Origin of the sequence: Streptomyces sp. BBFR2 (assembly GCF_044497305.1) — a bacterium.
Taxonomy (GTDB): Bacteria; Actinomycetota; Actinomycetes; order Streptomycetales; family Streptomycetaceae; genus Streptomyces.
This window is the reverse complement of sequence record NZ_CP172415.1, coordinates 209,106-223,644: the sequence shown is the minus strand read 5'-3', so window position 1 is coordinate 223,644 and position 14,539 is coordinate 209,106. Positions and strand designations below refer to the sequence as shown.

The following is a 14,539-nucleotide window of genomic DNA, read 5'->3' as shown; positions in this document are numbered from 1 at the left end:
GCCGGTCGCCCGGCCCCGCCCCGGGGTACGGCTCAGCCCTTCAGCGGCCCGCCGTTGATCGCCACCCGGCGGCCGTGGCGGGTGAGCGGGTAGTAGTCGTACGAGACGTGGTGCTGCACACAGCGGTTGTCCCAGAACACCAGGGTCTTGGGCTCCCAGCGCACCCGGCACTGGAGCAGCGGCCGCCCCGACACCGTCTGGTGGAGCATCTCCAGCAGGGCCCGGCTCTCCGGCTGCGACAGTTGCGGGATCCGCTGGACGTAGATCGGGTTGACGTAGAGGAGCTTGCGGTCGGTCTCCGGGTGGCGCACCACCACCGGGTGCTCGTTCCGGTAGGTGATGTGGCCCTCGGGTATCGGCCGGTCCCCGAACGCCAGCCGCCCGTCGTGGATCGCGGTCAGCCCGTCGAGGAGACCGCGCATCGTCGGGGAGAGCATCTCGTACGCGAGGTGCATGTTGGCGAAGAGGGTGTCGCCGCCGGTGCCGCCCTCCGGGGTTTCGAGGATGTGCAGCATCGAGCCGAGCGACGGCTCGGCGTCGGCGGTGCCGTCCGCGTGCCAGGCGTTGCCCGCCACGTCCTGGGCGCCGGCGGTGGTGGTGATCTCCAGGATGTGCGGGTCGCCCTCCGGCGGCGGCGGGTTGACCGGCCGCAGCTCACCGAAGTGGGAGGCGAGCCGCAGATGGTCCTCGGGGCTCATGTCCTGATCCCGCAGGACCAGGACGTGGTGGTCGAGGAAGGCGGTCTTCAACTCGGCGAGCTGCTCGTCCGACAGCTCCTGCGTCAGGTCCAGGCCCGACACCTCGGCGCCGATCACCTTGGTGAGCGGTGCGACCTCGATGGTCCGGTACTCCCTGGCGGGCCGGCTGGTCAGGCGCTCGATGGCGTCGAGTTCGTACTGCTCCATGTCTGCTTTCCTTCGGTGGGTGGGGTCGGTGGGCGGAGGACGGTCAGGGCCGGGTGTCCGGCGCCGCGTGGAGCGCGGCGGCGACGGCCCGGGTGTGCGGCGGCAGGACGATCCCGTAGTGATCGGTGGGGAGCGTCCGCCACTCACCGGGCAGCGCCAGATGCTCGCGCCACCGCTCCCGGTGCGCGGCCTCGGGCAGCGGGGCGGGCAGCCCCGCCGCCGGCCGTTCGGCCAGCCACACCCGGGCGGGCGTGCGGGCCAGCCGGGGCAGCCGGTGGTCGATCATGGCCGCGAGGTTACCCCGGCAACACCGCGCGAGCCGCCGTGCGTACGCCTGGCCCTCACCGGTGAACGCGCCGTCCACGGAGCCCAGTTCGTGCGCGAAGAGCGCTTCGAGCTGCTGCTCGTCGTAGCCCTGGAAACCCGGGCCGGAGTCCGGGGGCGGCGGGTCGAGCAGGTGGACACCGCGCACCGGGCGGCCCGCCGCCTCGGCGAGCGCGGCGACGCCCACCGCGGTCCAGGCGCCGAACGACCAGCCGACCAGGTGCATCCGGTCCGTGGCGTCGCCGAACCGTTCGCACAGCGCGGCGTGGTAACGGCGGACCCGCTCGTCCAGCGGCAGCGTGGGTGTGTCCGGGTCGCGCAGCGCCGGGTCCGCGATCAGACAGACCGTCGCCCGGCCGTCGAGCGCCGACACCAGCGGCCGGTACGCCTGGATGTCGCCGCCCACCGGGTGCAGCAGACACACCACCTCGGGCCCGGTGCCCTCCTGCCACACGTCGAGCGTGACCGCGCCCGCCGCGGCGGCGGGCGCCGTGTCCCGGGCGAGGTGGGCCAGCAGGTCGTTGAGGGTGACCCGGGGCCCGAACCACGACAGGTCGAGCTCCACGCCGTAGTGCGCTTTGACCACGCCGATCAGGTCGAGCAGGGTCAACGAGTCGGCGCCCAGGTCGTACAGGGGCGCGTCCGGGTCGAGCGGGTCGGCGTCGAGCCAGTCGCGGAGCCAGTCGGTGAGCAGCTCCGCCGGGGCGGGCGCGGCCGCTTCCGGGGCGTCCGGCGCGGCTTCGCCGCCCGCCGGTTCCTCCCGTACCGGGGCGTCCGCGCCCTCCGGTGCCGGACCGGCGTAGAAGACGCGGGACGCCTCGATGTCCGTGGTGGAGACCAGCAGGTGCGGCAGGCGCAGCGCGACGGCGCGGCCGAAGACCCGCTTGCCCTCCTCGGTGGTCAGACCGACGGAGAGGTGCGCGCGGTGGCGGGCGTCGCCCGCCGGGACCCGCAGCGCCATGCCGGTCTCCCGCCACACGTCCCAGTCGAGGGTGATCCGCGCGGTGGCGCCGGGCCGGTGGTGGGCGAAGGCGTCCAGCAACCCCGCCGCGGCGGCGTAGTCGTACTGGCCGACGCCGCCCAGCCGCGCCGACATCGACGAGCAGTTGACGGCGAGCGCGGGGGAGCAGCGGTCGATCAGCCGCTCGGCCAGGAGCGCGCCGTGGAGCTTGGCCCGCTGGCCGTCCGTACCGCCCGCACGGCGGACGAGGAGCCCGCCGGTGGCGGCACCGGCGGCGTGCACCACCGTGGCCACGCCCGTGGTGCGGTCCGCGATGCGGGCGACGAGCGCGTCGTGGCCGCCGGGGTCGGCGAGGTCCGCCCCGATCAGCTCGATCCGCGCCGCCCAGGGCGCCAGCGCCTCGGGCAGCCGGGGCCGCCGGGACACCAGCAGGACCCGGCCCGCGGTGTGCTCCAGCAGCCAGGCGGCGATGCTCACGCCGATCCCGCCGGTGCCGCCGAGGAGGACGTGGTCGCCGCCCTCGGGCAGTGCGGGCGCCGGATCGGCGGTGGCGGTGACGGGCACGGTCACCGGATGCCACCAGTGGCCGTCGCGCAGCGCGAGCCGCTCCGGCAGCGCGTCGCAGGGGACGGTGGCCAGCAGCGCGGTCAGCGGTCCGGCCCAGCCGGCCGGGTCGGGGCCCGGCAGGTCCAGCCACCGGCCGTCGGCCGCGCCCTCCTGCCCCGCGACGGTGGCGACGCCGGTCAGCAGCCCCGCCTCCGGCCGCTCGACGTCACCGTGGACCGGCTGCGCCCGGTACGACAGCCACCACAGGCGCGGGCGGTCCGCGGGCGGGGTGTCGGCCAGCGCCTGGAGGAGGGCGGCCGGTGCGTCCAGGCAGGCCCGCTCGGCGTGGGCCAGGGACGTGGCGCCGACCGGTCCGGCGAGGCCCAGCGGCAGGGCGTGCAGCCAGTCGGTGGCGCCGCCCGCGTCCGGCCCCAGGGCGTCGAGGAGACGGCGCCAGGCGGTCCGGTCGCCCGGATCGACCGTGAAGGTGTCGTCGCCGTGGCGGACGAAGGCGTCCCCGGTGCCGACCCGGACCACCCGGGCGTACGCCGCCGTGAACTCCGGCCACGCCGCGTCCGCCGCCGGTCCGTCCGTCACCAGCACCAGCCGCCGGGAGGCCGGCCCCTGGCCACCGGTGACGGCCCGGCGCCACCGCACCCAGTGCGGCTGGCTCAGCCAGTCGGCCTCGGGCAGGCGCGGGGGGACGGCGGGCCCGGTGCCGGGGGCGGGTTGTCCGGCGGAACCGGCCGTGGCCTCGGCCGGAGGCCGCGCGGCGGGACCGGCGTTCACCGGGGGCGGCGCGGTGGCACCGGCGGTGGCTGCGGCCGGGTGGCCCGCGGCGTCCCCGGCAGGGAGCCGGTCCCCGGACTCCGCCCGCGCCCGCGGGAAGTCGTACTCCGCCAGGTCGAAGGCGGGCGGCGGGAAGTCCCACGGGGCCGGGGCCGGGCCGGGGCGCGCGGGGAGCGTCGCACCGGCGAGCCACGCGGCCACCGTGGCGTGCGGGTCGCGGGCGTCCGCGGTCCGTGCCTCCTCCCCGGAGGGCGCCGCGACCGGCTCCGCGCCGCGCAGCCAGCGCACCGCACTCGCCGCGTCCGGGCAGACCGCCGCCGCCCGCCAGCGCCGCTGCGGGCGTCCGGACCGCAGATGCCGCAGCACCGCGCCGTACGTCTCCGGACGGGCCGTCAGATGAGCGGCGATCCGTTCCGCGTCGGCGCGCAGCGCGGCGGGGCTCGACGCGGAGAGGAACAGCGCGCCGTCCACCTCCCCGGCGCCGTCCGCGGGCTCCTCGGGCGGCGCCTCCAGCACCACATGGGCGTTGGTGCCGCCGATGCCGAAGCTGCTGACCGCCGCCACCCGCGGCCGGCCGGACGGCCAGGGCCGCGCGGTCGTCGGGAAGTGGAACGGCGTCGGGTCCGGATCGATGTGCGGGCTCAGGGCCCGGAAGTCGGCGTGCGGCGGGATCACGCCGTGGTGCACCCCGAGCACCGCGCGGATCAGCCCCACCACGCCCGCCGCCGCGCCCAGATGCCCGAGCTGGCTCTTGACCGAGGTCAGCGCGGTGCGGCCGGATTCCGGTACGTCGAACGCCTGCCGCAGCGCGCCGATCTCGACCGGGTCGCCGAGCCGGGTGCCGGTGCCGTGCGCCTCGACGTACGCGAGGTCGGCGCCGCTGCGGCCGCTGCGCCGCAGCGCCGCCCGGATCACCTCCCGCTGCCCGGCCAGCGACGGCGCGCTGTAGCCCATCTTGTCGGCGCCGTCGTTGTTCACCGCCGAACCGGTCAGCACCGCGTAGACGGTGTCGCCGTCGCGCCGCGCGCGGGAGAGCGGTTTGAGGACGACGACGCCGACACCGCTGGCGCCGACGGTGCCGCTCGCGTCGTCGCTGAACGGACGGCAGTGGCCGTCGGCGGAGAAGATGTGCTGCGGCTGGTAGCGGTAGCCCTCGCCCAGCGTCGCGTCGGCGAGCACCCCGCCGGCCAGCATCACGTCCGCGTCGCCCGCCCGCAGCAGCCCGGCCGCCAGATGCACCGCGACCAGCGAACTGGCGCACGCCGCCTGGGCGGTGAACGCCGGACCGGTCAGCCCCAGGTGGTAGGCGGGCTTGGTGGCGAGGAAGTCCTTCTCGTGGTGGAGCGCGAGGCGGAACGCGTCCGGCAGCGCCGCCGGATCGCCCTCCTGGAGCATCGTGCGGTAGTACGTGCTCTCGCCCGCGCCCGCGATCAGACCGGTGCGCGGACCGGCCGACGGATCGGCGATCCCGGCGTGCGCCAGCGCCTGCGCCGCGCACATCAGCAGATGCCGCTGCTGCGGGTCCATCAGCCGGGCCTCGGCGCGGCTGATACCGAAGTGCTCCGGGTCGAAGGCGAGCAGCCCGTCCATCCGGCTGCGCGCCCCGACCATGCCCTCGGCGGCCTCGAAGTGCTCGATCCCGCGGGCGCCGGTCCGTATCAGCTCCCAGAACGCGGCGAGATCCACCGCGCCGGGCAGCCGGACCGCCATCCCGACGACGGCGATCGGCTCGGACCGCGGCAGGGGCTCCGGCTCAGGCTCCGCGACGGACGACGTGACGGACGACGTGACGGACGACGTGACGGACGGCGCCGGTACGGGCCCCGCATCGGGTACGGACCCCGCATCCGGCGCGGGCCGTGCCGCGCCCTCCGGCTCCGCCGTCCCGTCCAGGAAGCGGGCCAGCGCCCGTACCGTGACGTGCTCGAAGAGGTCGGCGACGGTGAAGCGCAGCCCCGGCTCCGTGGTGCAGCGCAGGTGGTAGCGCATCAGCGTCAGGCTGGAGGCACCGGCGTCGAAGAACGTCCGGTCGGGCTCGATGGGATACCCGGTCACCTCCTCGAACAGCGCGGCCAGTACGGCCTCGCGGGGGGTGCGCGGCCCGGCGTCCGCCGCCCGGCCGCCCACCTCGTCACCGGGGGCCCGCAGCGCCGCCGCCCGGTCCAGCTTCCCGCTGGGCGTCCGCGGCAGCGCCGCCAGCCGCCGGAAGCGGGTGACCCGGACGTACGCGGGCAGCAGCGCCGCCAGATGCGCGGTCAGCTCGGCGGCGTCCGGGGGCGTGCCGCGGCATTCGAAGCACGCCGTCAGCGCGGCACCCTCCACCGCCACCACGGCGTTGGTGATCTCCGGGTGCCGCAGCAGCGCCGCCTCGACCTGCCCCAGCTCCAGCCGGTGCCCGCTCAGCTTGATCTGCTGATCGTCGCGGCCCAGGTGGTGCAGCAGCCCGTCCCGGTCGAACCGCGCCAGGTCACCGCTGCGGTAGAACAGCCCCTCGCCCGGCAGTTCGGTGAACCGCTCGGCGTTGAGATCCCCCTCCGGGGCGTCGAGATAGCAGCGCGACGCCATGATGCCGCCGATGAGCAGTTCGCCCGGCGTGCCGGGCGGCACCGGCCGCCCGTCGCCGTCGACGACCCGCAGCAGCGCACCGGCCACCGGCCGCCCGATGGCGGGCCGCTCCGGCCACCAGACCGGATCCCCCTCCAGACACAGGGCGCTCACCACATGCGTCTCGGTCGGCCCGTAGTGGTTGAACAGCCGCGCGCCGGGCAGCCCCGCCAGCCAGCGGCGGATCGCGTCCGTGCACACCAACTGCTCGCCCGCGGTGACGATCTCGCGCAGCCGCGACGGATACCGCTCCAGCCGCACCGCGTGCTCCGCCAGGAGCTGGAGCGCCACGTACGGCAGGAAGATCCGCTCCGCGCCGGACGCCTCCAACTGCGCCAGCAGCGCGGGCGCGTCCTGCCGCATGCCCGGGCCGATCAGCCGCAGCGCACCGCCGCCGCACAGCGTCGAGAAGATCTCCTGGAACGACACGTCGAAGGAGAGCATCGAGAACTGCTGGGTGACCGCGGGCGCCCCCAGCCCGCCCTCCTCCGCCTGCCAGGCGAGGAGGTTGCACAGCGTCCGGTCCGGGACGTCGACGCCCTTCGGGACACCGGTGGAGCCCGACGTGAACAGCGTGTACAGCGGTCGCGCCCCGTCGTGCGGGGCCACCGGCGCGGCAGGGCCGCCCGTCCGCGGCGTCACCGGATGCCGCACCACACGGCCCTCCGGATCGACGGCGTCCAGCCCGTCCGCACCGCCGGGCGGTACCAGGACGCACAGCGGCGCGGCCCGGTCGAGGATCTGCCGCAACACGGCGGGCGGGTACGACGGGTCGAGCGGCACGATCGTCAGGTTCAGCCGGGCCAGCGCCAGCAGCGCCACCACATGCGTCAGCGACGGCTCCAGGTACAGCGCGACCCGCGCCGGGGCGCCGTCCGCGACCGGGAACGCCTCCCGCACCTCATCCGCCAGCGCCGCCGCGTACCCGTCGAGCGTGGCGTAGTCGACGGTCCGCGTCCCGTCGTCGACCGCCGGGGCGTGCGGGGTGCGCGCCACCTGCCGGGCGAAGCCCTCGGCCACCGTCGTGAACGACGGGCGGGCGTGCGGCCCGCGGCCGTGGTCGGGCAGGCTCGCGCGGTGCGGCGCGGCCAGTTCGGCGGGGGTGTGACCGCCACCGGCGGCGAGAAGGTCCAGGCCCCGCCGCAGCAGGGCGTCCAGCGCCGTGATCTCGTCGGCGTCGAAGTGATCGGTGGCGTACTCCCAGACGCACTCCAGACCGTCCCGGTACGCGACGACGGAGAGCGTCAGCGGGCACTTCGCCTCGGCCGGCGGCCACCACAGGGGGCGGGCCGCGCAGCCCGGCAGCCGCAACGCCTCGAAGTCGGTGTTCTCCTGGACGAAGAGCACGTCGAACGGGGCACCGTCCGCCGCACCGGCCGCCCCGTCCAGCGCGTCCGAGAACGCCACGTCCTGCCCGTCGAGGACCGCGCCCGCCTCCGCACCCCAGCGCAGGAGCTGCGCGCGCAGCTCCTCGTCCGGGGTGACGGTCAGCGGCAGCAGCACGGTATTGGCGAACATCCCGACGCCGTCCGCGAATTCGGGCACCGGACGGCCCGCCACCGGCGCCGCGATCCGCGGCCGGGTACGCCCGGTCACCGCGTACAGGCTCCACGCGAAGACCCCGAGCAGCACCTGGAAACGGGTCAGACCCAGCTCGGCGCAGAGCCGGTCGACATGGGTGCGGCGCACCGTGTCGAGACGGGTGTGCAGCAGCCGCGCCTCGGGGAACGGCACCTCCCGCACGGGCAGCAGCCGCTCACCGGGGCCCGCCTGCGCGTGGTGCGCGGCGAGCGCGGCGCGGCGCTCGGCATAGGCGGGGCGGGCGAACCACTCCGCCTGCCAGTGGGCGTGGTCGAGCGGGGTGTACCCGCTCTCCGGCGCGCTCGCCGCGCCGTCCGGGTACGCCGCGTACGCCTCCGACAGGTCCTCGAAGAGGACGTTGAGCGACCAGCCGTCGACGGCGATGTGGTGCAGCCGCAGCAGCAGCACCCCGCCGTCGTCGTCCGGCAGCAGACAGGCGCTCAGCATCCGCGGCTCGGCCAGGTCGAACGGCTCGGCGAAGAACCGCGCGGCGAAGGCGCGCCGCCCCTCGTCGTCCACCGGCGGCACACCGGGACCGGCCCACGGGTCGTACGGGTCGCCGACCCGTTGCCGCAGCCCCTCGGGCGTCGCCTCGAAACCGGTCCGCAGCGCCGGATGGCGCACCACCAGTTGCCGCAGGGCGTGCCGCAGCGCCGCCGCGTCGACGGGCCCGTCCAGCCGGAACGCCTGGCCGACGTGGTAGGCGCGGGAGGCCGGATGGCGCCGCTGGTGCAGCCAGAGCCGCTGCTGCTCGGCGGTGGCCGGGGCGGAGCGCGCGCCCGAGGGCGGCGCCACCGGGGGATAGGGCGACGGCCCGGCGGCGCGGGCGGCCGCCACCGCCTCGGCGACGGCGGCGAGATCCCCGCCGAGCACCAGCGAACGGTCCAGCTCACAGCCCCAGCGGCGGCGCGCCGCGAAGCAGAACCGCAGCGCCTTCAGCGAATCGCCGCCCGCCGCCGTCCACCGGTCGTCCGGCCGGGGATCGGCCACCCCCAGCACCTCACCGGCCAGCTCCAGCACCTCCCGCTGCCACGGCGTCACCACCGCCGAGGCAGCGCCGGTGCCGCGCCACGGCCGGTCCGCGCGGGCCAGCAGCGCCGCCTCGTCGACCTTGCCGTTGGCGGTCAGCGGCACCGCGTCCACCAGGAAGAGATGGTGCGGCCGCATGTAGGTGGGCAGCCCGTCGGCGAGGTGGCGCTCGCACTCCTCGTACGTCAGCTCGCCCCTGAGCACCAGGAACGCCAGCAGCTCGTACGGGCCGTCGCCGCCGGAGCGGCGGGTGCAGACATGGGCGCGGCGCACCGCCGGATGCGCGGCGATCTGCCGCTCCAGCTCGCCCGGTTCGATGCGGAAACCCCGGACCTTCACCTGCCGGTCGGCGCGCCCCACATACGTCAGCAGCCCGTCGTCACCGGCGCGCACCAGGTCACCGGTGCGGTAGTGGACCTCGCGCCCGCCGTCGTACCAGGGAAGCCGGACGAAGCGGCGCGCCGTCTCCTCGGGGAGGTTGCGGTACCCGGCGGCGAGCCCGGAGCCCGACAGGTACAGCTCCGCGACCTCGCCGGGCGCGGCGGTCCGCTCCGCGTCCGCCACCACCAGCGCCGCGCCGGTCCCCGGCAGCGGCCGCCCGATGGGCACCACCTCACCGTCGAAGTCGCGCGGGATGGCGTACGACACCGCGAAGGTGGTGGTCTCCGTCGGCCCGTAGCCGTTGAGCAGCCGGGTGGCGGCGTCCGGGTTGTGGCGGTACCAGCGGCGGATGGTGCGGGCGTTGAGCTGCTCGCCGCCGACGAGGACCTGCCGGGCGCCGGCGAAACAGCCGGGCGCGGTGTCCACCACGGCGTTGAACAGCGCCGCGGTGACGAACAGCGTCTCGATCTCCTCCCGCAGCAGCGTCGCGGCCAGCCGCTCCGGATCGCGGACGTCCGCGTCGCCGATGACCACACAGACCCCGCCGGTCAGCAGCGGTACCCACACCTCGAAGGTCAGCGCGTCGAACGCCGGATTGGACAGGCAGCCGAACCGCATACCCGGAGCCGTCCCGACGAACTCGGGGCGCGCCAGCCGCAGCACCCCCGCGTCCCCGATCTCGACGCCCTTGGGCAGCCCGGTCGTACCGGACGTGTAGAAGAGGAAGGCGTGCGGCCCGCCGGCCGCCGGCCGCTCCTGCGGCGCGGGGAAGGCGCCGCGCGCGGCGAGCAGCCCGTCCGCGTCCAGCGGCCGGACATCCGCCGGTGCCTCGGGCGCCGGTACGCCGTGGACGAGGGCGACGGCACCGGCGTCGGTGAGGATGTGGCGGCGCCGCTCCGGCGGGCTCTGCGCGTCCAGCGGGACGACGCGGGCGCCCAGCCGCAGGATGCCCAGCATCACGCAGATCAGCTCCCAGGAGCGCGGCAGTTGCACCGCCACCGCCTGCCCGGGGCGGACCCCGGCGCGGCGCAGCCCGTCGGCGACGGCGGCGCCTGCCGCGTCCAGCTCCGCGTAGTCCAGCCGCACCGCGCCGTCGCGCACCGCGGGCGCGCCGGGGGTGCGCAGCGCCTGCGCGTGCACCGCCCGCGCCAGCCCGCCGGGCGTGCCGTCGGCGGCGGGCCCGTGGCCGGTGTGATGACGTGTCGTCATGCCGCACCTCCGGCGAGGGAGCCGGCCGGGGCTTGCGCCGGCCGGGCGAGTTCCGCGGTGATCAGCTCCGCCACCCGCGGTAGCTGATCGCCCTCCAGGATGTCCCAGTGGCCGCAGGCGACCGGCTCGGTCACCAGACCGCCGCCGGCCCGCCGCTCCCAGAACGCGCGGGTCCGTGCCGCGGCGGCCGGATCGTCGTCCTCCTCGGTGGCCTGGACGAACACCAGGCGGGCACCAGACGGCCGCACCTCGTGGTCACGGGCGGTCATCCGGTTGTGGTTGTAGATCCGCAGGTACCGGTCGATCTGCGCGTCCTCGATGCCCGGATACATCCCGTTGAACCGCACCAGCTTCGCGCGGAACTCCTCGGCGTCCACGGGCGTGACGGCCGCCCGCGCCGCCGGATCGTCGGTGGCGCGGGTGTCGAGCAGCACCACACTGACCCCGCGGTGCCCCGCCTCGGCCAGCAACCGCCCCATCTCCTGTGCGACGAGCCCGCCGTACGACAGCCCGCACAGCACCAGCTTCTCGTCCTGCCGGACCTCGATCAGCCGCAGATACTCCTCGGCCATCGCCGCCACCGACGGCAGCGGCTCCTCCCCGGCGTTGAGACCGGGCGACTGGATGCCGACGACACCGGTCTCGGCCGGCAGCGCCGTGGCCAGCGGCAGATAGCAGAACGCGGTACCGCCCGCCGGATGGACGCAGATCACCCGCTGCCGTCCGTCACCCGGCCGGAACGTGATCAGACTGCCCGGCTGTCCGGACGCACCGGAGCGCAGCCGCGCGGCCAGCGCCTCGATCGTCGGGTGCGCCAGGATGTCGCGGATGGGCAGCGCCTCGCCGAACTCCGCACGGACGGCGGAGGCGACCTTGATGGCGGAGACGGAGGTGCCGCCGATGTCGAAGAAGTTGTCGGTGACGGAGATCGACGGGCGCAGCAGCACGCCCTGCCAGATGCGGTGCAGCGCCAGTTCGGTGTGATCGCGCGGCGCCGCGGTGTTCACCTGCGACGGCACCGTCCGCGCCGCCGCCCGCAGCGCGTCGCGGTCCACCTTGCCGCTGCGGTTGAGCGGCAGCGCCGCGAACTCCACGAAGAGCGCGGGGATCATGTGGTCGGGCAGGTACCGGGCGAGGCCGGCGCGCCACTCGTCGGCCCGGCGCGGCGCAGCGTCGCCCCGGCCCAGGGCGGCGATCAGCCGCAGCTCACCGGCGGCGTCCCGGTCGGTGACGACCGCCGCCTCCCGCACCCCGTCCAGCGCCAGCAGTGCCGTCTCCACCTCACGCGGTTCGATCCGGAAGCCGCGCAGCTTGATCTGGTCGTCGCGGCGGCCCAGGAACTGCGCGGTCCCGTCGGGCAGCCGCCGCGCCAGATCGCCGGTGCGGTAGATCCGCCCGCCCGGTACGAACGGATCGGGCAGGAACCGCTCCTCGGTCAGGTCCGGGCGGCCGTGGTACCCGGCGGCGAGCGAGGCGCCGCCGAGCCAGATCTCACCCGGCACGCCCGGCGGCACCGGCCGCATCCGCGCGTCGAGGAGGTACAGCCGGGTGTTGCCGATCGGCCGGCCGATCGGGCAGGGCCCCTCCACCGGCCGCGGGCCGGTGTGGGCGGTGCTGTAGGCGGTGGCCTCGGTCGGCCCGTAGCCGTAGCAGATCCGCAGCCCGGGCAGCGCCTCGGTCATCCGGTACAGGGCCATCTCCGGCAGCGGCTCCACACCGGTCAGCAACTGCCGCAGCGCCAGCCCGGCCAGCCGCTCCCGCGGCGCCTCGTCGATCCACCGGACGTACGCGGGCGGCAAGAACGCCTGCACGACGCGGTGCTCGCGCATCCAGCCGAGCAACGCGTCCGGGTCGCCCCGCAGTTCGTCGGGGACGAGGTGGAGGACGGCGCCGGTGGTGGGCGGCAGCAGCAGCTCGTGGACCATCGCGTCGAAGCCGATGCCCGACCACGCGGACGTCGCCTCGCCGGGCGTGGCCCCGAACCGGTCCAGCCAGGTGTCGAGGAGGTTCAGCACACTGCGGTGGGTGACCGCCACGCCCTTGGGCCGCCCGGTCGAACCGGAGGTGTACAGGACGTACGCGAGGTCGTCGGGCGCCACCGGCACCACCGGCGCCCGCTCCGGGTCGCCCTCCGCCTCGACGGCCCGCAGGTCCAGATGGCCGTCGGGCGCGTCGGCGCGGTCGGTCAGCACCAGCGCCGGGGCGGCGTCCGCGATCATCGCGGCGCGGCGCGCGTCGGGCTGTCCGGGGTCGAGCGGCAGGAACGCGGCGCCCGCCTTGAGGATGCCGAGCAGCCCCACCACCAGCTCCGGCGTCCGTCCGGTGTGCAGGGCGACGACCTGACCGGGGCGCACCCCGCGGGCGGCCAGCGCGGCGGCGAGCCGGGCCGCCCGCCGTGCCAGCGTCCCGTAACTGAGGAGCCGGTCTTCGCACACCACCGCCGGGGCGTCGGGCCGGGCCGCGGCCTGCGCGTCGAAGCGGGCGATCAGCGAGGCGGGTTCGGCGGCCGGCACCGCGGCACCGTCCCGCGTCGCGTCCCAGTCGGCCAGCAGGGCCCGGCTCTCCGCCTCGTCCAGCAGCTCCAGTTCACCGACGGTCCGCCCGGGGTCGCCGGCCATCTGCGTCAGCACCCGCTCCAGGTACCGGGCGTACCGCTCCACCGTCGCCCGGTCGAACAGCGCGGTGGCGAAATCGATGTGGCCGGTCAGCCGGCCGTCCTCCTCGGTCACCATCAGCATCAGGTCGAACTTGGCGGCGATGAAGGGGAGTTCCAGCTTCTCCGCCGCCAGCCCGGGCAGCTTCAGCAGCGTCGCCAGCTCCGGGGTCCAGGACAGCGTCGTCTGGAACAGCGGCGTATGGGCGCTGCTGCGCGGCGGGTTGACCAGCTCCACCACCCGCTCCAGCGGCAGTTCCTGGTGGGTCAGCGCGCCACGGATCCCGGCGCGGCTCGCGCGCAGCACCTCGGCGACGGTCGGGTCACCGGACAGATCGCTGCGCAGCGCGAGGGTGTTGGCGAAGAAACCGATGACGTCGTCCGCGTCCCGGCCGCGGCGGTTTCCGCTGGGAATGCCGACAACGATGTCGTCCTGACCGGAGAGCCGCGACAGCAGGATGGACCAGCCGGTCAGCACCGAGGCGAAGAGCGAGGCGCCGTGCTCCGCCCCGGCGCTGCGCAGCGCGGCGGTCGTCGCCGCGTCCAGCTCCAGCGCGACCTGGTCGCCGCGGAAGTCCTGCCGGGGCGGACGGGGCCGGTCCGCGGGCAGTTCCAGCACCGGAGGCGCGCCGTCGAGCCGCTCCTGCCAGTACGCCTCCTGCGCGACGACCTCCGCCTCGGCCGCCCGGGCGAGCTGATCGGCCGCGTGGTCGGCGAACTGCCGGGCCAGCGGCGGCAGCGGATCGCCCGCGCCCGCCAGGAACGCCGCGTAGAGCGCGTTCAACTCCTTCACCAGGATGATCTGTGACGCCCCGTCGATCACCAGATGGTGCGCCGTGACCATCAGCACATGGTCCTCGGGCGCCAGCCGTACGAGGGTGCCGCGGGCGAGCGGGCCGGTGCTCAGGTCGAACGGGACGGCGGCGTCCTCCCGAAGCACCGCGGCGAGCCGTTCCGCCGGCACCGGCCCGTCCGACAGATCGATGGTGACCAGCGGGAATCCGCTGTCGGCGGCCGCCGCGATCTGGTATGTCTCCCCGTCGACGGCGACCATGCGGCACCGCAATATCTCGTGCCGCGCCGCGATCGCGTCCAGCGCCCGGCCCAGCGCCGCCGCGTCGAGCGGGCCGCGCAGCCGGTAGGCGAGCGGCTCGTTGTACGCGTCCTCCGCCCCCGCCATCTGGCTCAGCACCCACAGCCGGCGCTGCGCGGGGGACAGCGGCCGCGGCACCCCCTCGCTCCGCACCGCCGTGCTGCCGCCGGGCGCCCCCGTGGCGCCGGACGTGCCGCTGCCGGGGGGCGTGAAGGTCTCGGTCACCGGGGAACCATCTCTTTCCTCTGGGGGAAGGCGGACGGGAAGGAGTGCCGGGCAACGGCTCGCCGCCGCGGGCGTTGCGGGCGCGGAAGGGCGGTCACCGTGCGGCGGCGCGGGCAGGGGACGCACGGACGCCCTCGCGCACGGCGAGGGGGCGGCGGACGGTCGGTGGCCGTCCATGAGCGTGGGGCAGGCCGCCGGCGGCGGACGGCGGGGCCGGGCCCCGGCCTCCCACCCGCCGA

The 14,539-nt window shown here is 75.9% G+C and carries 3 protein-coding genes; all 3 read right to left on the bottom strand.

All coding sequences use genetic code 11. The annotated features are described in order from the left end of the window. Positions 1-32: 32 nt before the first annotated feature. The 3 genes from ACGH2B_RS00890 to ACGH2B_RS00880 are packed head-to-tail and all read right to left on the bottom strand — an operon-like array spanning position 33 to position 14,300. The gene (locus tag ACGH2B_RS00890) at positions 33-905 is read right to left on the bottom strand and encodes a TauD/TfdA dioxygenase family protein (RefSeq protein ID WP_399082437.1); all 873 of its coding nucleotides are present in this window, start codon (positions 903-905) and stop codon (positions 33-35) included. Positions 906-948: 43 nt separating this feature from the next. Beyond that, positions 949-10,329 carry an amino acid adenylation domain-containing protein gene (locus ACGH2B_RS00885; protein WP_399082434.1) on the bottom strand — a complete coding sequence of 3,127 codons (9,381 nt, stop codon included), beginning with the start codon at positions 10,327-10,329 and terminating at the stop codon, positions 949-951. Beyond that, positions 10,326-14,300, bottom strand: a complete 3,975-nt coding sequence (locus tag ACGH2B_RS00880) for an amino acid adenylation domain-containing protein (RefSeq protein ID WP_399082431.1) — start codon at positions 14,298-14,300, stop codon at positions 10,326-10,328. The genes ACGH2B_RS00885 and ACGH2B_RS00880 overlap by 4 nt, the downstream gene beginning before the upstream one ends. Positions 14,301-14,539 lie beyond the last annotated feature (239 nt).

What these genes read in the sequence shown, in the direction of transcription:
- ACGH2B_RS00890 (WP_399082437.1), bottom strand. Translation starts at nt 905, where the DNA reads ATGGAGCAGTACGAACTCGACGCCATCGAGCGCCTGACCAGCCGGCCC.
- ACGH2B_RS00885 (WP_399082434.1), bottom strand. Translation starts at nt 10,329, where the DNA reads ATGACGACACGTCATCACACCGGCCACGGGCCCGCCGCCGACGGCACG.